General features: G+C 41.3%; 18 protein-coding genes. All 18 read left to right on the top strand.

All coding sequences use genetic code 11. From position 1 onward, the window contains the following. On the top strand, positions 1-193 hold a 193-nt coding region (locus B147_RS29195; protein WP_033396914.1), incomplete at its 5' end, for a hypothetical protein. A 439-nt stretch (positions 194-632) separates the two neighbouring features. After that, positions 633-2,915, top strand: coding sequence for a DUF4962 domain-containing protein (locus tag B147_RS0121590; protein ID WP_169400727.1), 2,283 nt, complete (start codon positions 633-635; stop codon positions 2,913-2,915). Between the two features lie 26 nt (positions 2,916-2,941). Then, positions 2,942-3,907 (top strand): hypothetical protein, encoded by a 966-nt coding sequence (locus B147_RS0121595; protein ID WP_020589290.1) that lies wholly within the window; start codon positions 2,942-2,944, stop codon positions 3,905-3,907. Between the two features lie 283 nt (positions 3,908-4,190). After that, a complete protein-coding gene (locus B147_RS0121600; RefSeq protein ID WP_020589291.1) occupies positions 4,191-5,228 on the top strand; it encodes a polysaccharide biosynthesis protein in 1,038 nt (345 codons plus the stop codon). Between the two features lie 52 nt (positions 5,229-5,280). Beyond that, positions 5,281-6,408: a polysaccharide biosynthesis C-terminal domain-containing protein gene (locus B147_RS0121605; RefSeq protein ID WP_020589292.1), complete on the top strand. Its 1,128-nt coding sequence runs from the start codon at positions 5,281-5,283 to the stop codon at positions 6,406-6,408. Positions 6,409-6,456: 48 nt separating this feature from the next. Further along, positions 6,457-7,617, top strand: a complete 1,161-nt coding sequence (wecB, locus tag B147_RS0121610) for a non-hydrolyzing UDP-N-acetylglucosamine 2-epimerase (protein WP_020589293.1) — start codon at positions 6,457-6,459, stop codon at positions 7,615-7,617. Between the two features lie 104 nt (positions 7,618-7,721). After that, complete coding sequence (locus B147_RS33245) at positions 7,722-7,844, top strand: hypothetical protein (RefSeq protein ID WP_020589294.1); 123 nt, start codon at positions 7,722-7,724, stop codon at positions 7,842-7,844. 47 nt (positions 7,845-7,891) lie between these two features. Next, entirely contained in the window at positions 7,892-8,134 is a 243-nt protein-coding gene (locus tag B147_RS0121620) for a hypothetical protein (protein ID WP_157237992.1), read from the top strand. Next, complete coding sequence (locus B147_RS0121625) at positions 8,131-9,354, top strand: glycosyltransferase family 4 protein (RefSeq protein WP_020589296.1); 1,224 nt, start codon at positions 8,131-8,133, stop codon at positions 9,352-9,354. Before B147_RS0121620 ends, B147_RS0121625 begins: the two co-directional genes overlap by 4 nt. A gap of 23 nt (positions 9,355-9,377) precedes the next feature. Further along, positions 9,378-10,943, top strand: coding sequence for a lipopolysaccharide biosynthesis protein (locus B147_RS0121630; protein ID WP_033397777.1), 1,566 nt, complete (start codon positions 9,378-9,380; stop codon positions 10,941-10,943). Between the two features lie 7 nt (positions 10,944-10,950). Next, positions 10,951-12,159, top strand: a complete 1,209-nt coding sequence (locus tag B147_RS29200; RefSeq protein ID WP_083927959.1) for a Coenzyme F420 hydrogenase/dehydrogenase, beta subunit C-terminal domain — start codon at positions 10,951-10,953, stop codon at positions 12,157-12,159. Beyond that, complete coding sequence (locus B147_RS0121640) at positions 12,140-13,279, top strand: polysaccharide pyruvyl transferase family protein (protein ID WP_020589299.1); 1,140 nt, start codon at positions 12,140-12,142, stop codon at positions 13,277-13,279. The genes B147_RS29200 and B147_RS0121640 overlap by 20 nt, the downstream gene beginning before the upstream one ends. Before the next feature lie 11 nt (positions 13,280-13,290). Further along, positions 13,291-14,232, top strand: coding sequence for a glycosyltransferase family 2 protein (locus B147_RS30645; protein WP_020589300.1), 942 nt, complete (start codon positions 13,291-13,293; stop codon positions 14,230-14,232). Next, on the top strand, positions 14,229-15,485 hold the full coding sequence (locus B147_RS0121650) for a glycosyltransferase family 4 protein (RefSeq protein WP_020589301.1): 1,257 nt from the start codon (positions 14,229-14,231) through the stop codon (positions 15,483-15,485). The genes B147_RS30645 and B147_RS0121650 overlap by 4 nt, the downstream gene beginning before the upstream one ends. Then, on the top strand, positions 15,482-16,756 hold the full coding sequence (locus B147_RS0121655; RefSeq protein WP_020589302.1) for a hypothetical protein: 1,275 nt from the start codon (positions 15,482-15,484) through the stop codon (positions 16,754-16,756). Before B147_RS0121650 ends, B147_RS0121655 begins: the two co-directional genes overlap by 4 nt. Positions 16,757-16,830: 74 nt before the next feature. After that, entirely contained in the window at positions 16,831-17,826 is a 996-nt protein-coding gene (locus B147_RS0121660; protein ID WP_020589303.1) for a glycosyltransferase, read from the top strand. Positions 17,827-17,946: 120 nt separating this feature from the next. Further along, the gene (locus tag B147_RS0121665; RefSeq protein ID WP_020589304.1) at positions 17,947-19,260 is read left to right on the top strand and encodes a nucleotide sugar dehydrogenase; all 1,314 of its coding nucleotides are present in this window, start codon (positions 17,947-17,949) and stop codon (positions 19,258-19,260) included. Between the two features lie 2 nt (positions 19,261-19,262). Beyond that, on the top strand, positions 19,263-20,438 hold the full coding sequence (locus tag B147_RS0121670; protein ID WP_020589305.1) for a glycosyltransferase family 4 protein: 1,176 nt from the start codon (positions 19,263-19,265) through the stop codon (positions 20,436-20,438). Positions 20,439-20,441: the final 3 nt, after the last annotated feature.

Below are 20,441 nucleotides of genomic sequence, written 5' to 3' on the forward strand. Positions count from 1 at the left end.
GGATGTCCGCAACCCGCGCAGCGAATTTATGCTGAAAGAATTCGAAGACATTGTATTGGGACAAATGCAGTTGCCGGACGGAAATAACTATGGCTTTGTATCCGAGCTAAATGATCTTCAAAAAGATATTCTTTTCATTCTGGACGTTCCACTTCATTACTATGATTACCAATACTTGGGCAACTCAAGCTGAATTAATGGTGGAGCAATCAATGACAATGAAGGGTGAAAAACGAAAAACGCACATTTTCAAAGAGCGAAATCCAAGATTCAAAGCTCTCAGTTTATTGACTTGGACGTGACCTTCCGACATGCTTCTCTCTAATGAGAATGCTTGTGCTTTCATATCAACTCCGTTATATCTTTTTTTATTGGTACATAAAAATTCAAGATAAGTTCAAATGGACTGCAAGCATTCTTTTTTAACTACTTTAAATTTCATCCAAATTTTAAGATTCTACGCATTTAGGCTACACTCATTTTGATTTTACTGAATATTTTTACTGAGCGCAAAAGAAGGCTCTATATTTGACATTATTTTTCATTCATGCTCAATAAAGTCAATGTGTTATAGTTTTTCCAGCAAATATACCATACGAAGACTGTCATTTCTAAACCCAGAGTTTACAGGGTTGAAGAAAAAACTTGATAGTCGAGTAAAAACAGTCTTGCTCTGCACGTTCGCATTTTTTCTGCTTACTTCGGCAGTAACTGCTCAAATCCCCCCACCCCACCCCACAATCCGCTCGACCCCGGCGCCAAGCGACAGCGAACCGGCCCATGTCAACCCCCCGTCGTTACTTTGGCCGCTGAACAAAGGGCGCAAGGTGCGCTATGCGGTGCGCCTGTCGCAAAACAGGGATTTCACGGGAAAGGTGTTCGAAGCAACGAAGTTACGCTGGGGCATCTACAATCCGCACCGTAAACTGGAATCTGGAACATGGTACTGGCAGTACGCGGTGACCCCGAAGCCTGATAAAGAGCCAAAGTGGTCGGAGGTCTTGCAGTTTTCGGTGAGTGATGAACTCCGTCAGTTTGTAACGCCGCCTTCCTCCGACATGCTGGCTGCTGCGCATAAGTCACGACCACGGATCCCGGCAAAACCCGCACCCACCGATAAAAAGAAGATGAGACACCTGCTTAAGCAAGCGGACCGGCTGCTCGAAAAACCGATCCTGTCCATCGACAAGGCCGCTCCAAAGGAACATGGAAAGAATAAATCAGAACAGGGGGTTTTTGCCAGGATAGCCAGCAAAGCATTTACCAACACCATGTGCAATCGAGTCAAGAAACTGGTGTGGGTCTACCGGATCACCGGCGATGAACGGTATGGCCGTAAGGCTTTGGAATACGGTCTGTTCGTGGCAGGTTTGGATCTGGACGGCGTTACTGCATTTAAGTTTATCGATTTTGCGGACGGTTACTGCATACAGGTTCTCGCGCGGGTGTATGACGGCTGTCTGGATCTAATGACACAGCATCAGAAATGGCAGCTGCGCCACGCACTACGGGGACGCACCTCCCGTTTTTTCCAGAAAATAATGAACAATCTTGAAGCCAAGGTTTTCAGCAATCATATCTGGCAGCGTATCCTGGCACAGGCCACAGAGGGAGCACTGACGCTGATCGGCGACGTATCTGAAGCGGAAAAGTGGCTGGCCTACGTATACGAACTGTGGATTGCCAAATTTCCAAATTTGTCGCGAACGGACGGCGCCTGGGCCAACGGCATTAACTATTTTCGTTCAAACTATGGGCCAATGCTGGATATACCGCCCCTGTTTGGTCAACTGACCGGAGTGGATTTTTTTAACCACCCCTGGTACCGCAATGCGCCGTACTACCTGATGTACTGTTGGCCACCCGATTCGGTGTCAGATGGCTTTGGCGACGGCTCGGAGCGTAACTGGCTGCCTACCAAAAACCATCAGGGCACCTTTGCGCTGGAGTTGGGAAAACATTTCAAGGACCCCTATGCATTGTGGTATGCGAAAAAGATTATCGGCAAACTGGATAGTCCTCCGATTGCGCCAAAACCACCTGCCGATCTGCCGATGTCGCGGGCTTTCATGGATGCAGGAATTGTTGCGATGCATACCAACCTGATTGATGCTGCCGGCAATCTGATGATTGTTTTCCGCTCATCTCCGTACGGTGCCTACGGTCATATGCACAGAGACCAGAACAGTTTTAACATCAATTTCGGCGGCGAACGGATCTTTACAGGCTCCGGTTATTACATCAGTTATGGTGACGAGCATTTCAAGGGATGGTACACCCATACCCGGGGGCACAATTCGATCCTGATCGACGGCAAAGGGCAGATGCGAGGATCCAAGGGCTTTGGCCGGATCATTGATTATAACCATACCACCGCATCCACCTACTGCGTGGGCGACGCTTCCCAAGCTTACGGGGATGACGTCGGCTTGCATACCTTCCGCCGTCATTTGCTGTTTTTACGTCCGAGTGTCCTACTGGTTTACGACGAGCTGGAGGCAGGGCATAAGGCTCACTGGGAATGGATGCTGCACAGCCCGAACAAATTGAAAATTGCCAACAACGTGCTGATGGGCGGTAACAGGAAAGCAAAAACGCGGGTGGATTTCTTCGCTTCGACTCAGCTGGAGATGAGCAGTCATGCCCGATTTGATCCGCCGGCAGTCAACTGGCGCAAGCACAAAAACGGCGGCAAAATTATAGAATATCCTGATCAGTGGCATTTTGCCGCCGTGCCTACTATGCCACAGAAAAAGCTGCGTATTCTGGCCGTCATTCAGGTACAGCCTGCGAATGTTCCTACGCCCATTGACACTCCGCTAATGCTGGGAGATATCCTCTCTTTGGCCGGGGCCGGAAAGCAAGTTCAGGTGGAATTGAGTACCCACCGTCCCGCGCAGATTAAACTGCGATAATTATTTATTTCTAAGAATGGTTTAATATGTCAAAATACAATTCAAAAATTATCTTTATAATCTCTGCTGGTCACTCAGGTTCAACACTGCTGGATTTAATGATTGGTACTCTGCCGAATACCATATCAACTGGTGAGTTGGTATGGTTACCATGGCAAGTATGGCGAGATGGGAAGATGTGTAATGCAAGCCCCAAACAGGATATCTGCACCTGTCTCAAAATTTTTAGAGAGTGTCCGGTCTGGAGTAAAATATTACAATGTATATCTGATACAACAAGTCAAAATGTCATTAGCCACCCATTAGATTTTAACTTGTCTTTTTTGAGCAATAAGAAATACACTGAAAAAACATCTTTTAGATTGAAAGTGTTAAGAAAAATATTCGAATATTCAATTATTAACAACCAAGGATTATTTTTGAATAGTATTTTGAAAAATCAAAAGGGGATAATACAAAATAATCTCATATTATATGATAGCATAGTAAAAACAATGAAAGTATCGTCAGTTGTTGATTCTTCTAAAGATATATTACGTGCTTATGCGATCTGGAAGGAAAGACCATCCGATATAAAGGTAATTTTGCTTTATAAGGATGCAAAAAGTTATGCTGCAAGCGGAAAACATTGGGGTGCTGATGAACCCACTGAAAAGCATTTGAAAAAGTGGTTAAATATTTATAAAAATCGCTTTGTTCCAATTTTAAAAACAATGAAGACAGAAGTATTAACAGTTAAATATAATAATCTTGTCGAACAACCTACTAAAACAAGACAACGCTTAGCACAATTTATTGGCTCTATTTGTACAAACGGAGACTGGCAAATCAACACACGCAACATGCATTTAGTTGCTGGTAATCCAATGCGGTTTCAAGGGATTGTCAATATTAAATACGATGACAGATGGAAAAGAGAACTTACAACAGATGAACAAAAGTTAGCAGAAGATTATGAAAATCAGATGGAGCGGCTGATTTTGTCGATGTAACGGAACTCATTGTTATGATGAATTTACTTACTTCATGAAAGGTTAATATTTCGGATGATTAATGTAGGGTTGGAACTATAGGCTCTTTCAGCCAATCGTCTATATAATAAAAGCACCAAACAACAAAATCTTCTACTAACATAGCTCACCTCCAAATGACCGCTGATCCTTGCCATATCGATTTTAATCATAGTGAGCTGTGAAGCTATATCTAAATCATAAAAAGTTGAGCATGACGTTATAAGATTTTATCATTTACTAACAAAAAGAGATTCTATTTTCTATGCAAAATAAAACTTTACTTATTACTGGCGGCACTGGTTCATTCGGTAATGCTGTGTTACGACGATTTTTAAAATTAGATTTTTTTTCAGAAATCCGAATTTTTTCCAGGGACGAAAAAAAGCAGGACGACATGCGGCAATTTTATCGCAACGATAAAATCAAATATTATATCGGTGATGTACGCAGCAACCGGAGCATTGATTATGCGATGAAAGGCGTGGATTACGTCTTCAACGCAGCAGCTCTCAAGCAGGTACCTTCCTGTGAGTTTTTCCCCATGGAATCGGTACGTACCAATGTCATGGGATTGGAAAACGTAATTGATGCCGTTCTGAAAAACGGCGTAAAAAAAATGATCAGCCTGAGCACGGACAAAGCCGTCTATCCCATCAATGCCATGGGAATGTCCAAAGCCATGGGGGAAAAGGTGATGGTGGCCAAGGCCAGACACCTCAACGGCACCGGCACCATGCTTTGCGGCACCCGCTACGGAAATGTCATGGCATCTCGGGGTAGTGTCATTCCGCTTTTTGTCCAGCAGATCAAGGAAAAAAAGCCGATCACCATAACCGATCCCAATATGACCCGTTTCATGATGACATTGGAAGAGGCGGTGGAACTGGTTCTATTCGCGTTTGAGAACGGCCATCCCGGAGATATTTTTGTCCAGAAGGCACCGGCAGCCACAATAGCTGATTTGGCACAAGCACTGCTTGAACTTTATGATGCCAAAAACGAAATCCGAATTATCGGTACCCGGCATGGAGAGAAATTGTATGAATCACTTGTCAGCCGTGAAGAGATGGCCAAAGCAGATGAGCTTGAAAATTACTACCGTATACCGGCAGACACTCGGGACCTGAATTATGGAAAGTTCTTTACAGAAGGGAATGAGGTTATGTCACAAGTGGAGGAATATACATCCCACAATACCCACTGTCTTGATATCGAAGGGGTTAAGCAGTTATTGTTAAAGTTGCCCTTTATCAGACGTGATGTGCTGGGTGAGGAACAAGAGCCTGTTCATGAACCCTAATTTTTTTTCGATGCTTGGATCTGCAATGCGATATCAAGATTGAGAGGATGCAATGATTAAAATCGGTATTACCGGGCAAAATGGTTTTGTGGGGTCCCATTTAGCCAATACATTGTCCCTGGAGCCGGAAAAGTATCAACAGATATCTTTTAAACGGGAGTTCTTTGGGGATAACGTCAGGCTGGAACAGTTCGTCACCCAGTGCGATGTAATTGTACATTTGGCGTCGTTAAACAGGCATAACGATCCTCAAACGATCTACAGCACCAATGTGGATCTGGTCAATCGCCTGATTCAGGCAATGGAAACAACCGACGCCAGACCCCATGTGTTGTTTGCCTCTTCCATACAGGAAGATAGAGACAATCCTTACGGCAATTCTAAAAAACAGGGAAGAATGCTATTATATCAATGGGCAGACAGGCATCAATCTCGATTCACCGGGTTGATCATTACCAATGTTTTCGGCCCATTCGGCCATCCTTACTATAATTCGGTGGTGGCAACCTTTTGTCATCAGTTGACCCATAATGAAGTGCCAAAGATTGATGTGGATGGCGAACTCAAGCTGATTTATGTATCAGAGTTGGTGCAAGCCATTATCGATCATATTGAGGATCGCCAGACACCGGCAATCACCCATTGTCATCTTCCCCATACGACAACCATTAAAGTCTCGCACCTGCTTGACAAGCTGGAAAAATTTAAGCTGCTTTATTTCGATAAACAAATCATCCCGAAAATCGAGGATCGTTTTGGGCAAAACTTATTCAACACATTTGTTTGTTATATAGATCATGGCACTTTCTATCCGGGAAAGTTAACGCCCCATACCGATTCGCGCGGGAGCTTTGTAGAGGTGTTGAAGCTGGATGGCAACGGTGGGCAGGTATCCTTTTCCACAACCGTACCCGGAGTGACGCGAGGGGATCATTTTCATACCCGTAAATTTGAACGATTCGCCGTAATCAGTGGTAAGGCAAGAATCGAAATCCGCAGGATCGGCACCAATGAAAAACACACTTTTGAATTGGATGGCCGTTCCCCCGCATTTGTAGATATGCCCATATGGTATACGCACAATATTACTAATATCGGGAATGATGATCTATACACCTTGTTCTGGATCAATGAATTTTATAACCCTGAAGATGGGGACACCTATTTTGAAAAGGTTTGATTACAAAATATGTCAAGTTGCCATTCAACAAAAATTAAGGAATAAAGAGTGAATCATATCCTCCCGTTACCGGATCGTAAACTCAAAGTGATGACCGTCATCGGTACCAGACCGGAAATTATCCGCTTGTCACGGGTCATGGCAACGTTGGATGAGCATATGAATCATGTTATCGTTCACACCGGTCAAAACTATGATTATGAATTGAATCAGATTTTTTTCGACGATCTCGGTATCCGTAAACCCGATTATTTTCTGAATAGTGCCGAACCAGGCAATAGCGCCTGTCAAACAGTTGGAGCCGTGATTGCCAAAGTTGACGACGTGTTGGCTCAGGTGGAACCGGATGCGCTTCTCGTGTTGGGAGATACCAATTCGTGCCTGGCAGCCTATCCGGCGAAGCGTCGTAAGGTTCCCGTCTTTCATATGGAAGCCGGGAATCGTTGTTTTGATCAGCGGGTGCCCGAAGAGATCAATCGAAAAATCATCGACCATATCAGTGATATCAATCTGTCTTATAGTGATATTGCACGGGAATACCTGTTGCGGGAAGGATTTCCCCCGGAGCGGGTAATTAAAACCGGGAGCCCCATGTTTGAAGTTCTGAATTTTTATAGAGATAAAATAGATGCGTCTGATGTGCTGGAAAGGTTAAATTTGCATGAAGCGGCCTATTTTGTCGTCAGTGCTCACAGGGAAGAAAACATAGATGATCCGGCGCAGTTTGCAGATTTGATGCGCTGTCTTGACACCATTGCCGAAGTATATGGGGTGCGGATTATTGTTTCTACTCATCCTCGCACCCGAAAACGCATGGAAACCAATGAAATAGCGGTCAACTCTCTGGTGGAGTTTATGAAACCATTGGGGTTTTTCGATTATGTGCATCTACAAACCAGAGCACGGGCCACACTTTCTGACTCAGGGACTATCAGTGAGGAAAGTTCTATTTTGAATTTTCCCGCACTCAATATCCGAAATGCCCATGAGCGCCCCGAGGCAATGGAGGAAGCAGCAGTGATGCTCACCGGTCTAAAGCCGGAGCGTATACTCCAGGGATTAAATATCCTTGATTCTCAAAGTAGAAGTAAGATTGATAAACAGCATCGAATTGTGAATGACTATCAGATGCCAAATGTTTCGGAGAAGGTGCTTCGGATTATATTGAGCTATTCCGATTATGTGAATCGATATGTTTGGCATAAATAACGACCATGGGCCGACCTGGCATATCACCTGCCAGGCTTCGACCCACAACAAAAAATGAAAGAAACTCAACAACTTCATCAAGTTCTTTCAAAAGGATAACTGCTATGAAAGTAAAGCTGATTTCCGGTGATGTGCATGAAAGAGGCATTCTTTCATTTGTCAATGACTTTGATTTTAAGGGGTGGATCGATTTTACACGATCCGCGCACATCAGCCGAGGGAAATAAGAGGATGGATTGGGCATCAACGAGATCACAAGTGGTTTGTTCCTCTTATGGGATCGATGGTTATTGCTGTCGTTGCTCCGAATGATTGGGAGAATCCTTCAGGGAAGTTGCCTGTACAGCGCTTTACTTTGTCTAAATATAAACCTTCAGAGCTTCATGTCCCGCCCGGGCATGCAACAGCATCAATAATGATGACTCAAGATGCTCTGTTGGGTGTGTTTTCATCCGGTAAGATTGAAGATGTCCCAAATGATGATTGGCGATTCGATAAGGATATGTGGAAAATATGATTCGGGAAAAGAAAATTATTCTTGTTACTTATGGTAATTTTCCTTATGGCGGGGCAAGCGCAAATTTGTTGCGGTATTTTAGCATTGGTTTAATGAAGTTGGGTAATAATATTGAAGTAATAATGCCGACCGGAAATTGTTACGGCAGGGATATTGATCATAATAAGCACAAACAGGGTGTTGTCGATGGTGTCAAGTACAAGCATTTAGGATTTGTCAATCATCCCCGGAAAGCCATTGGAAAAATTATAGAGAATTTTTGGGGTATAACACTACCTTTTTTATATTTGTTATCTGAACGAATCAAGAAGGAAGTGGATATTGTAGTATGCTATAATGCTACGTGGTTTAGGTTTTTGATGCTGTTGATCATTAAAAAGATTATGAGAAAAAAACTTGTAGTGATCCTGCCGGAGTTTTATGAAAAACCGGTTGCAAAATTTTTCTCCATTGCTTCATTGAAATGGTTCAGTTTCTATTTCAGTATGAAATATTTGATCAGGTATGCTGATGGTTTTATTGTGTTATCTTATTATTTGAAAAATTTTGTCGAAAATAAGTTGGGGGAAAAAAAACCGGTTATCGTCATGCCTAACTTGATAGATCCTGAGAGATTTAAAAAAAGTAATATAAAGCCATTTTTAAGGGATAAGATAACGATTGGCTATATCGGTACCCCAACCAGAAAAGATGGAGTGGTCGATTTGATCAAAAGTTTTAGTTTGTTGAACAAGAAATACCCTGATACCCATTTGTTAATAATTGGCGATGTGACCAACGGTACAATATTGCCCCAGTTAAGGAAACTTGCAAATGAGCTTGCCGTTTCTGATTGCATTACCTTTACTGGACTTATCTCGCATGAAAACGTGCCGGAACTGCTCTATTCTTCTCAGATATTGGCACTGACCCGACCAAGGGGAGTCTTTGCGGAAGCTGGTTTCCCGACCAAACTGGGAGAGTATTTTGCATGTCAAAAACCTGTTGTCATAACGGATGTGGGCGATATACCAAGATATTTTACTAATGAGGTGCACCTCATATTGGTAGAAGCGGAAAATGTTGACAGTATTACAAATGGGTTTGAAAAATTGCTTTTAGAGCCAAATTTAAGGGAGGAAATATCAAAAAATTCATATGCATGGATGAATAATCATTTGAATTTTAATCACGCGGTAAAGAAAATTGATCATTTTATGAATCGTGTATTAGAATTGTAATTATAGAATTATACTGCAATGTCATGACACCATCCCAAAGATTAATTCTTAATACTATTGCCACATATACACGCTCCATTCTTGCTTTAGGCTTTGCTTTATTTAGCAGTCGGTGGGTATTGAATGCATTGGGAAAAACAGATTTTGGTCTGTTCAGTGTAGTCGGTTCCATAATTATTTTTATTACCTTTTTGAACGGAGTTATGGCTGGCAGTGTATCCCGCTATTTTGCCTATTCGATTGGACAGGGAGATTCGGCAGAGGTCAAGCGATGGTTCAATGCCGCGTTGAGTATCCATCTCTGCTTTGCCATAGTCCTAATCCTGTTCGGTTGGCCTATTGGGGAATATACCATCAAGCACATGCTGACGGTCCCTGACGGCAGAATACAGGCTTGTACTGTGGTTTTTCGGGTATCTTTGATCTCAGCCTTTGTCAATATGTTATCCGTCCCATTCATCGCTATGTTTAGGGCCAACCAGCGTATCTCGGAAATGGCTGTTTGGGGGATGCTTCAAACCGGTTTGACCTTTGCTTTAGCCTATCTTCTGACACATCTTTCCGGGGATCTACTGCTTGTATATGCCGTTGGGATGGTTGTGATCATTGTGTTCATTCAGCTTGTTCAGGTTTTGCGAGCTTTTAAGATTTTCAATGAGTGCCGTATTGAACTAAGCCAATGGTTTGATAAATCCCGTTTTAAAAAAATTGCCTCTTTTGCCATCTGGAACTTGATTGGCGGGCTTGGAGCTACATTACGTGACCAGGGTTCCGCTATTTTGCTTAATTTGTATTTTGGCCCCAATGTGAATGCCGCATATGGCATCGGAAAACAAGTTTCTGCCCAGACGAATCAACTCGCCACCGCCATGATGGGGGCCTTTTCTCCCGAGATTACAAGTAGCGAGGGTCGGGGTGATCGGGAACGTATGATCTCGTTATCGTTGCGGGCCAGTAAATTTGGAACGCTGCTTGTATTTTTCTTTGCCATTCCTTTAATGATTGAAATGGACTATGTGCTCAAGTTATGGCTTCGGATTCCTCCATCTTACACGGCTATTTTCTGTCGCCTTATCATTGCATCTTTCATAATTGATCGGCTAAGCAGCGGCTATATGCTGGCAGTCAACGCCCATGGTAGAATCGCAGCATATCAGGCGACGTTAGGCACGACTTTATTACTGACTCTTCCTTTGGCATGGCTTTTTCTAAAGATGGGTCATTCCCCTGCAAGTGTGTGTGTGGCCTTTGTGATCACCATGACTATATGCAGTCTGGGGAGGGTCTTTTGGGGAAAATATCTCTTGGGCATTCCGATTCGTCGGTGGATCAGAGGGGTATTATGGCCAAGTGTCATTGTCAGTACACTATCCGCTCTGGCTGGGTGTGCCCCGTATCTCTTTATGCATAGTTCTTTTATAAGACTTTTGAGTGTAGTCGGCATGACAATTTTCATCGCTATCGTTGCCTGCTGGTTTATTGCCTTGGATCAGAACGAGCGGATGTTTGTTGTCCGGAACTTCAAACGATTACAAGGCAAATTTTACCCTTCAGTTGCAAGGCTAAGAGCATTTAACGATTTAAAGTGATTTAGCCATGACATCGACGCCGATTCAATTTACCATACCAAGCGAAAGCGTGGAAGCCTGTACGGGTTGCGGGGCCTGTGCGGCTATCTGTCCGGAGAATAGCCTGAGCATGGAACCCAATGCTGAGGGATTTTTTTATCCCATAATGGATGAATCCTTATGTAACCAGTGCGGTCTTTGTGCGCAGATCTGCCCGGTGGGTATCAAAAAAAAAACACCCGAAGGTGCAAATATCGGTCCTTTGGTTGTTTATGCTGCTTGGAACCTGGATGAAACAATCCGTTGCCTAAGCTCATCAGGGGGGCTCTTCACCGCACTTGCGGAACATATCCTTGCTCAGGGCGGTAGTGTTGTTGGTGCTGCCTTTGATGATGAACTTGTCGTTCGACACATCATTATTGAAACCAAAGAAGAACTGGCAGGTCTGCGGGGCTCAAAGTATGTCCAAAGTGAATTATCGCCGAATTTATTTTCAAAAATCAAAAATTGCCTACAACAGGGTAAATCGGTTCTATTTTCTGGAACCCCCTGTCAGGTTGCAGGAATACGACAATATCTACGAAAACCGTATAAAGGACTGCTTTGTTGCGATATTATCTGTCATGGCGTGCCATCGCCGCTTTTTCTGCAGCACTATATTCAGTATAACAATGATAATGGCGATGAAATAAAAGGATTGTCATTCAGGGATAAATCCAAAGGCTGGAAAGCCTTTGGCATGCGGCAGGATTTGAAAAGTAGTAAAAGCATATATAAAGATTTGCACTCTGATCCATATTTACGAGGTTTTTTGCAGAATTGTTCACTTAGAGAATCTTGTTATGCGTGTCGGTTTGCAAATATCAAGCGCGAGGGGGATATAACTCTCGCAGATTTTTGGTGTGTCGATAAAAAGTATCCTGAATATGACAAAGACGACAAAGGCACTTCCCTTATCTTGGTCAACACGGAAAAGGGGAAGGATTTGATAGAGGCTGTATGGTCTACTTTATTCATAGGCGCTGCGGATCTCGATACTGCAATCGTCGGCAATGCATGTCTTGTACGGCCATGTTTGCGGCCGGCAGAGAGGGACACATTTTATGAAGATCTAAAGAGCTTTCATTTTTCAAAAATGATTCTTAAATATCGACTCCATAGGCCATCAAGACTGAAAGTTTTTGCAAGAAGGGGCAAGAGGCTGATAAAGATGGGTCTTGGGAAAATATTTTTTTGAGTTTAGTGGTGAGGAAAACATGAAAGTCGGGATAGCTACATTTCAATGGAGTGATAATTACGGGGCGGTATTACAAGTATATGCCTTACAGTCTTATCTTGAAAAAAAAGGGCACCTTGTTCAGATAATTGATTTTAGACCCAAGCCTTCCGTGTCTGTTATGAAAAAAATTTTGGCCAAGACTCCACAAGGGTGTATTCGAAAATGGGAAGCATATTATAAAGAAGTTCTGTTTGAAAATTTTCGGAACAAATGCCTGAAACGAACTTCTAAAACATTTAGTTTTGTACAGGAACTGAAGTCGCTCGCAGATAAATATGATTTGATGATTACCGGCAGTGATCAAGTGTGGAATCCACGGTGGATTTCACAATATGAAGGTTTGAAAGAACTCTATTTTTTATCATTTGCTGGCAAGAATACAAAAAGAATTTCATATGCTGCCAGTTTCGGACATGCTGAAACGTCGACTATGGAAAAAAGATGGCAGAAAATAATCGGGGAAAACCTGGAAAAATTTGACGCTATCAGTGTACGTGAAGCATCCGGGGTCGGAATCGTCAGGGGGCTTTCCGGCCGCACCGATGCGGCCCATGTTGTTGATCCAACTTTGCTTTTGAGTCGAGATGATTATAATCGTTTAGTTGGTCAGGCAAATTACTCTGAGGCATATGCTTTCAGTTATATTTTACATGGGTTGGATCGAGATGTAGAGAATGTATTACAGGGATTGTCGGACACTCTGGATTTAACAATTCTCAAGTGCAACATAAAAAAGACAGGTATTCACAAGTGCTATACTTTGCCATCGCCTGTCTGTTGGCTCAATCGGATTAAAAATGCGGATTTTATGGTGACCAACTCGTTCCATGGCGTTGTGTTCTGCCTAATTTTTCATACACCTTTCATCGCATTATTGATTGAAGGAGAAATGGGGGCAATGAATGCACGAATTGTTGATTTGCTGAAAGCTGTAGGGTTGGAACACTGGGTGTTTTTTACGAGAGATTCAGTCTCGCAGGGGCTTTTTCAAAAAGAGAGAAATTGGAGAAAAGTTGATCAAAAAATATCTTTGCTTCGTTCAAATTCAATCAGATTTTTGGAACATCAGGGAGTTTAATCATATAATCAATGTTCATTTCTGTTGTCATACCTTTATTTAATAAAGAGGCGTTTATTTTACGTGCCATTCATTCTGTTCTGAATCAGACATACTCTAATTTTGAATTAATTATTGTTAATGATGGTTCGACTGACGATAGTGCTAATTTGGTACAAACGATTGCGGATGCAAGAGTTCGGTTATTTCAGCAAAGCAATGGGGGAGTATCAAAAGCCCGAAATAAAGGGGTAGAATTGGCACAAGCCGATTGGGTGGCTTTTTTAGATGCAGATGATGAATATTTGCCCCATTTTTTAGAAACAATGGTTTCTTTTATTTTAGAAAATAGAGATCCAAACATTTGCATGGTTGGAGCAAATTACTACTTAGGAGATACCTCCCACGTCTCTCTTGATATTGAAATTGGAAATGGCATTTATAGTTACTTTGATCTTTTTGGAAATCAGAGAAGCCCGAATCACAGTTCAACAACTGTTGTTTGCAAGGATAAATTTATTGAAACCGGCGGCTTTCCTGAAGGCGTGAAACAGTTTGAAGACTGGATAGCTTGGTTCAAGTTAGGATTTGCTGGCCACTTTGGATATATTTCTACTCCGTTAGGTATCTATCATCGGGTGGAATGCTCTGCATCTAGAAGTAAGCGAAACATGAAAGCCTTTTTTGATGATGCAGTTTTATTACCACAGCTTGTTTATCAATATACAAAAAATAATTCATTGGAAGCGGGGAAAAGAGAGAGTGCAATAAACTGTATTAGTGAATTTTCATTCAATATTGCAGTTATTTTAGCACATCATGGCGGTAAAATACTGGCTTTAAAAATGCTTCGATTCGTGAAATTAACTTCATTATTGAAAAATCGTGAATGGAAATGGAAGAAACTCATAGTTCATTTAATAATACCACAGTATTTGAAAACTGTTTATTGGAGGGCCTACGGTAAAATATGAAAGTACTCTGGTTTTCAAATACGCCCGCAAACAGTGATGAGTATTTTAGCAGAGAGCTGAAAGGAACCGGTGGTTGGCTTAAAGCATTAGATCAATCCATGCAAAACAATGTTGAACTACATATCGCCTTTTATCATGATCAAGATATCCAGGAGTTTCAATATAAAAAGACACATTATCATCCGATATTTAAAGAAAAAAAAGGCTTGTTGTCTAAATACTTGGATATGCGATTCTCTAAAGTTGTATTTCGTGAAGATGTTGGAAAATATTTAGATATTATCGATAGAGTCCGACCAGATTTGATCCATGTGCATGGTACGGAAAATCCGTTTGGATATATTCAAGAATATGTGGATTTTCCTGTTTGTATATCGATCCAAGGCAATATAACTGTTTGTTTTCATAGGTTCTTTAGCGGATTGGAAAGAAGATATTTAAAATATTCTTCTAAAATAATTAAAACAATATCTGGAATACAAGAGTTTAAAATCGCATATAATAAGTTTTCAAAAATGCAAATCAGAGAACAGGAAATACTTCAAAAGTGTAAATATATTTTTGGTAGGACTGAATGGGATTATCAAATAACTCGTATATTAGCGCCTAAATCTGAATATTTTTATGTTGGTGAGGTTTTAAGAGAAGGTTTTTATAGCAAAAGTTGGGAGTATAATGCTGATAGACGTTTCGTTGTATTTACAACAAGTGGGAATACTTTTTATAAAGGCTTTGAATCTCTTTGCTTTGCTTTGGAATTATTAATCGATTCAAATAATTTGGATTTGGAATGGCGGGTGGCAGGCGTTTCTGAAAACGATGGTATTGTTCAAGCTGTAAAGAAAAAGCTTGGTTCACACTATCCCAAAAAAGGATTACGTTTGCTTGGAAGGCTTAACGAAGATGAGTTAATTGATCAACTACTTGATGCTTCAATCTATGTCATGCCATCCCATATAGAAAATAGCCCTAATAATTTATGTGAAGCCATGATTTTAGGAATGCCCTGTATAGCAACCTATGTCGGTGGAACGGGCTCTTTGTTGGAGCATGGGAAAGAGGGATTGCTCATTCAAGACGGAGACCCTTGGGCATTGGCTGGTGCTGTTCTTGAACTATTACGTAACCCTGGGAACTCTGTCAAAATGGGTGCATTTGCAAAAAAGAAGGCTATAGCAAGACACAATAAAACAAAAATTATAAATGATTTGCAAAAAGTTTATTCTGAAATTTTGAGCAAGAAAAGAAAATGAAAAAATTTTTTTTCTATACGTATTCGCCATTTCAAAAAATCATAATAGGTCTAAGTTTCCATATAGTGGGTAACGTGCTTAGAGGAATTTATGGTACTGATGTACCCCTAATATTTTTTGGTGGGATAGGATGGGGGTGGATTGCTTATGGTATATTGACTGTGAAAAAAATTTATAAACCTTTTTGGGGATTACATAGTTCTTTTTTTTATTACTATTTTTTAGTTGTATTAATCATGATTTTAAGGGGGTATAATATAGATTATAGTTATCAATGGATAAGTACAGCTGGAATGATTAATTATCATTTTTTATCTCCCTATTATATTTTACCATATTTTTTACCCCTTATTTTGTTTATTGGAATCAGGCAATTTGAATTTAATTCGTTGAGTAAAATAAATCTAATTTTCAATATTTTTTTTATAATTATGTTTTTTACAACAATAAAAGGTACATATATTGATAGCCAATTTTTTGCATCAAAAGGCGGTGGCTATGATGATTTTAAGTCAATGTATGCTTCAGTCTCTTATGTCGGTTCTTTGTTTGTCACTACTAGCTTTTTTCTGTTTTGCAAAAAATATATAAATTCAAAATTATGGTTTTTTAATATAATTTGTTGTTTTCTTGCTCTTTTTAATGTAGCCCTTGCGGGAAGAAGGGGTGCTGTATGTATTCTTACTTTGTATATCATTGTTGCATTGTTGTTGAATTTCAAAGAAGATAGATTGAAAGAAAGAGTTAAGAGTTTAGTACTTGTCTTCAGTGCATTAGCGTTTCTTGGGATTTATTATATGTCAATGGACTCAACTTTTTTATTTCTAAAAAAGCGCGGTTTAGAAAACACACGTGTCGATGTTCACAAGTCTTTAATAGCACAAATGGATATATTTGATTGGTGTTTTGGTCGAGGGTTAAATGGACGATATTATCATAATCTTCATTTGGAAAATAATTATTTAGGTGGATGGCGCTATGGCTGTGAGACTGGTTTCTTAAACCTTGTATTAAAGGGGGGACTTGTTTTAACAGCACTTCATATTTTCACTTTATTAGTTCCCGCTTTAAAAGGGGTACTAAATTCAAAAAATGCTTTTACAAAAGCTTTGGGCGCATATGTTATATTGAGTATCATAGAGTTATACCCCTTTGGATGGCCTAAGTTTGATTTGAAATATTTAATAGTATGGATAGGGGCTGCTTTATGCAGCTTTCCACATATTCGAAAAATGAATGATGTTGAAATAAAGAATCGTTTCTTTTCTTGACGCTATTTTGCATCATTGAGGTTCTTAATTTGATCGTATTATTTAATCAAAAAAATCTAAGGTATTCTTTTCACATGATCGGCAATAAAAAAATCAACATAGAGGTTCTGTTTGTCGCAGCTTTTCTAGAGTCGGATAAAACATCTAACTATACAATGCCTTTTATAGACAGACAGTTTGAATCTTTAAAAAATGAAAATCTTAAAATTACACCTTTTAGTTTGAAAATACACAAAACCAAACTCAATTATTTTCGTTCAATAAAATTGATTACTAATATTGTTAGAAAACATAAGATTTCAATAATTCATGCCCATTATCTATATGTGGCCATTCCTTGTATTTTTTGTAAGGACGCTCGTGTAGTACTCAGTCTAATGGGGACAGATGTTCTTGGCGATGTTGGCAAAGGCTTTAAAATTAAATTGAAAAATGTCTTTAGCAAAGTATTAGCATACTTAATTTTGCCAAAATGCGATGCCATTATTGTTAAATCAAAAGAAATGGAACAAGTGGTGTCCCATAAGAATATCCATGTCATTCCAAATGGGGTTGATTTCACTAAATTTAGGCCAATAAGTAAAATAGAGGCCAGGAAGAGGCTGAATTTAAATACAGAATCTAAGATTATATTATTTGCTGGAGATCCAGAACGTCCAAGAAAAAATTATAAATTGGCACTGCAGGTACACAACTTACTGAGTAAAAAATACAATGATACTCTACTGCTCCCCTTAAAAGATATTCCTCACAATGACGTACCTATTTATTTGAACTCAGCCTCATGTTTACTTGTGACCTCCTTCAATGAGGGTTCTCCTAATATTGTCAAAGAAGCCTTAGCGTGTGACACACCAGTAGTTTCAGTAGATGTCGGAGATATCTCAGAAAGGGTTCAAGGATTAGAACTAAGTGCTGTTTGTGGATTTGATGCTGTTCAACTATCCAAAAAAGTTGCTAATATTTTTGAATCTGAAAAAAGACCGGTTTATAGAGATAAAATTCAATATTTGGATCAAAAATATGTAGCAAAGAAAATAATTGATCTCTATGATGAGTTGTTACGGTAAATAGCCCACAGTAATCTTTTTAACAATGAACCCGAATCAACTCGCCTAAACTCCCCCTTTCCATTTATAAAGAGGGGGGTGAGGGATCAGGTTGATAAAACCCGTAACAAAGGAACAATCATGCACATCAGTATATTCGGTCTTGGATATGTAGGGGCAGTCTCTGCCGCCTGCCTTGCCAAAGAAGGTCATCAGGTCATCGGTGTTGATCCGGTCAAGGTCAAAGTGGATATCGTCAATAGCGGTCGAACCCCCATCATTGAAAAGGATATCGGTGACATCATCGAATCGGTTGTGGCTGAGGGGAAACTCTCGGCCGTGAGCGATGCCAAAGAAGCTATAGAAAAAACTGACCTATCCCTTGTCTGCGTGGGAACGCCCAGTCAGCTGAACGGTAATCTGGATACCAGTTTTGTCCGAAGGGTCTGTGAAAATATCGGCGCGGCGTTAAAGGAAAAGGATGCATTTCATGTGGTCGTCATACGCAGCACCATCCTACCGGGGACGATCAACACCGTTGTGATACCGGTTTTGGAAACAAGCTCCGGCAAGGTGGCGGGAAAGGATTTCGGCGTGTGCAACAACCCGGAATTCTTAAGAGAGGGAACCGCTGTCTATGATTTTTACCATCCCCCAAAGACCGTGATCGGTGAGACCGATGCAAGAAGCGGAGATCTGCTGGCATCAATCTACGAAAAATTGGATGCGCCAATGATCCGTACAAAAATTGAAGTCGCAGAGATGGTGAAATATGTGGATAATGTATGGCATGCCTTGAAGGTGGGGTTTGGTAATGAGATCGGGAATATCTGCAAATCCATTGATGTCGATAGCCATGACGTGATGGATATTTTCTGCAAGGATACAAAGCTCAACATCTCCCCCTATTATCTGAAGCCCGGATTTGCCTTTGGCGGGTCCTGCCTGCCAAAAGATGTCAGGGCACTGACGTACAAGGGAAAATCACTTGATCTAACCTTGCCCATATTGAACGCGATTCTTCCAAGTAATGTGAAACATATTGAGAAGGGTATCCGGATGGTCATGGAAGCGGATCATAAAAAGATCGGTTTTCTTGGGTTCAGCTTCAAGGCCGGGACGGATGATTTAAGAGAAAGTCCCATTGTAGAGATGATCGAGCGGCTTCTCGGCAAGGGATATGAGATTAAAATTTATGACAAAAACGTCAACCTTGCCAGCCTGGTAGGGGCCAACAAGGATTTCATCCTGAATCGAATCCCCCATATCTCCAAATTGATGGTTCAAACCATGGATGAGGTGATGGACCATGCCGAGACCATTATTATTGGAAATCAAGCTACCGAGTTCAGGGACCTTACCCGACATCTCCGGAACGATCAGAAAATCATCGACCTGGTACGCGCCATCGACAATCAGGTCAGTAACGAATCTTATAATGGAATCTGCTGGTAACCATGAAAATTTTGATCATCGTTGAAAATCTTCCCGTCCCCTTTGATCGGCGGGTTTGGCAGGAAGCCACGACACTGCAACGAAACGGACATTCCGTTTCCATTCTCTGCCCGGTCATGAAGGGGTATAACAAGCGATATGAGGTATTGGACGGCATCCACATTTATCGTCACCCCTTACCCATGGAGGGAAGCGGTGCTGCGGGATATCTGGTTGAATACGCTTCCGCTCTTTTCTTTCAGTTCTCTCTTAGCCTGAAAGTGCTTGTCGAGCGTGGCTTTGATGTGATTCACGCCTGTAATCCACCGGATAATATTTTTCTGGTGGGCGGCTTTTTCAAACTCGTTTTAGGTAAAAAATTTCTGTTTGATCATCATGATATCAATCCCGAGCTCTACATTGCCAAATTCGGGAGAAAAGATCTGTTTTACAGGTGCATGCTGCTCTGGGAGAAATTGACCTTTAAAACAGCAGATGTCTCCATTGCCACCAACCATTCATATCGTCGGATTGCCATTGAACGGGGCAAGATGAAGCCTGAAAATGTCCATGTGGTCAGAAGTGGTCCGGATCTTGACAGGGCGAGACGGGTTGCGCCCAACGATCAATGGAAAAACAACAAGACTTTTATGGTGGGATATGTTGGGGTCATGGGAGCCCAGGAAGGGCTCGATTATCTGCTCAATGGAATCAAGTATCTGGTGCATGAATTAAAACGCGTCGACACTCATTTTGTCCTGGTCGGTGGCGGAACAGAGTTGGAATCGTTGAAGATGATGATGAACGACCTGGATATTGAGGATTTTGTCACGTTCACCGGAAGGGTGTCGGATGCGGTGTTGATGGAAATCCTCAGCACGGCAGATGTCTGTGTCAACCCGGATGTCGTCAATGAGATGAACGACAAATCCACCATGAACAAAATCATGGAATATATGGCTCTGGGTAAACCCATTGTTCAGTTCGAGATGACGGAAGGGCGGTTTTCGGCGCAAAAGGCCTCTTTGTATGCAGCGCCCAATGATCATCGATCCTTGATGGATAACATTATCAAAGTTCTGGATGATTCGGACCTGGCACAGCGGATGGGGGATTTCGGCAGGCGGCGGGTGATCAGCGAACTTCAATGGACCCATGAAATACCTAAACTGTTGAATGCATATGATCAGTTGAGTTGATTT

The organism is Desulfobacter curvatus DSM 3379 (assembly GCF_000373985.1).
Classification (GTDB): Bacteria; Desulfobacterota; Desulfobacteria; order Desulfobacterales; family Desulfobacteraceae; genus Desulfobacter; species Desulfobacter curvatus.

Bases quoted from the DNA above. Each gene is read 5' to 3' on its own strand.
- B147_RS30645 (WP_020589300.1), top strand. From the start codon at position 13,291: ATGTTCATTTCTGTTGTCATACCTTTATTTAATAAAGAGGCGTTTATT.
- B147_RS0121595 (WP_020589290.1), top strand. From the start codon at position 2,942: ATGTCAAAATACAATTCAAAAATTATCTTTATAATCTCTGCTGGTCAC.
- B147_RS0121670 (WP_020589305.1), top strand. From the start codon at position 19,263: ATGAAAATTTTGATCATCGTTGAAAATCTTCCCGTCCCCTTTGATCGG.
- B147_RS0121665 (WP_020589304.1), top strand. From the start codon at position 17,947: ATGCACATCAGTATATTCGGTCTTGGATATGTAGGGGCAGTCTCTGCC.
- B147_RS0121600 (WP_020589291.1), top strand. From the start codon at position 4,191: ATGCAAAATAAAACTTTACTTATTACTGGCGGCACTGGTTCATTCGGT.
- B147_RS0121660 (WP_020589303.1), top strand. From the start codon at position 16,831: ATGATCGGCAATAAAAAAATCAACATAGAGGTTCTGTTTGTCGCAGCT.
- B147_RS0121625 (WP_020589296.1), top strand. From the start codon at position 8,131: ATGATTCGGGAAAAGAAAATTATTCTTGTTACTTATGGTAATTTTCCT.
- B147_RS0121655 (WP_020589302.1), top strand. From the start codon at position 15,482: ATGAAAAAATTTTTTTTCTATACGTATTCGCCATTTCAAAAAATCATA.
- B147_RS0121650 (WP_020589301.1), top strand. From the start codon at position 14,229: ATGAAAGTACTCTGGTTTTCAAATACGCCCGCAAACAGTGATGAGTAT.
- B147_RS0121630 (WP_033397777.1), top strand. From the start codon at position 9,378: ATGACACCATCCCAAAGATTAATTCTTAATACTATTGCCACATATACA.
- B147_RS29200 (WP_083927959.1), top strand. From the start codon at position 10,951: ATGACATCGACGCCGATTCAATTTACCATACCAAGCGAAAGCGTGGAA.
- B147_RS33245 (WP_020589294.1), top strand. From the start codon at position 7,722: ATGAAAGTAAAGCTGATTTCCGGTGATGTGCATGAAAGAGGCATTCTT.
- B147_RS0121605 (WP_020589292.1), top strand. From the start codon at position 5,281: ATGATTAAAATCGGTATTACCGGGCAAAATGGTTTTGTGGGGTCCCAT.
- B147_RS0121620 (WP_157237992.1), top strand. From the start codon at position 7,892: ATGGGATCGATGGTTATTGCTGTCGTTGCTCCGAATGATTGGGAGAAT.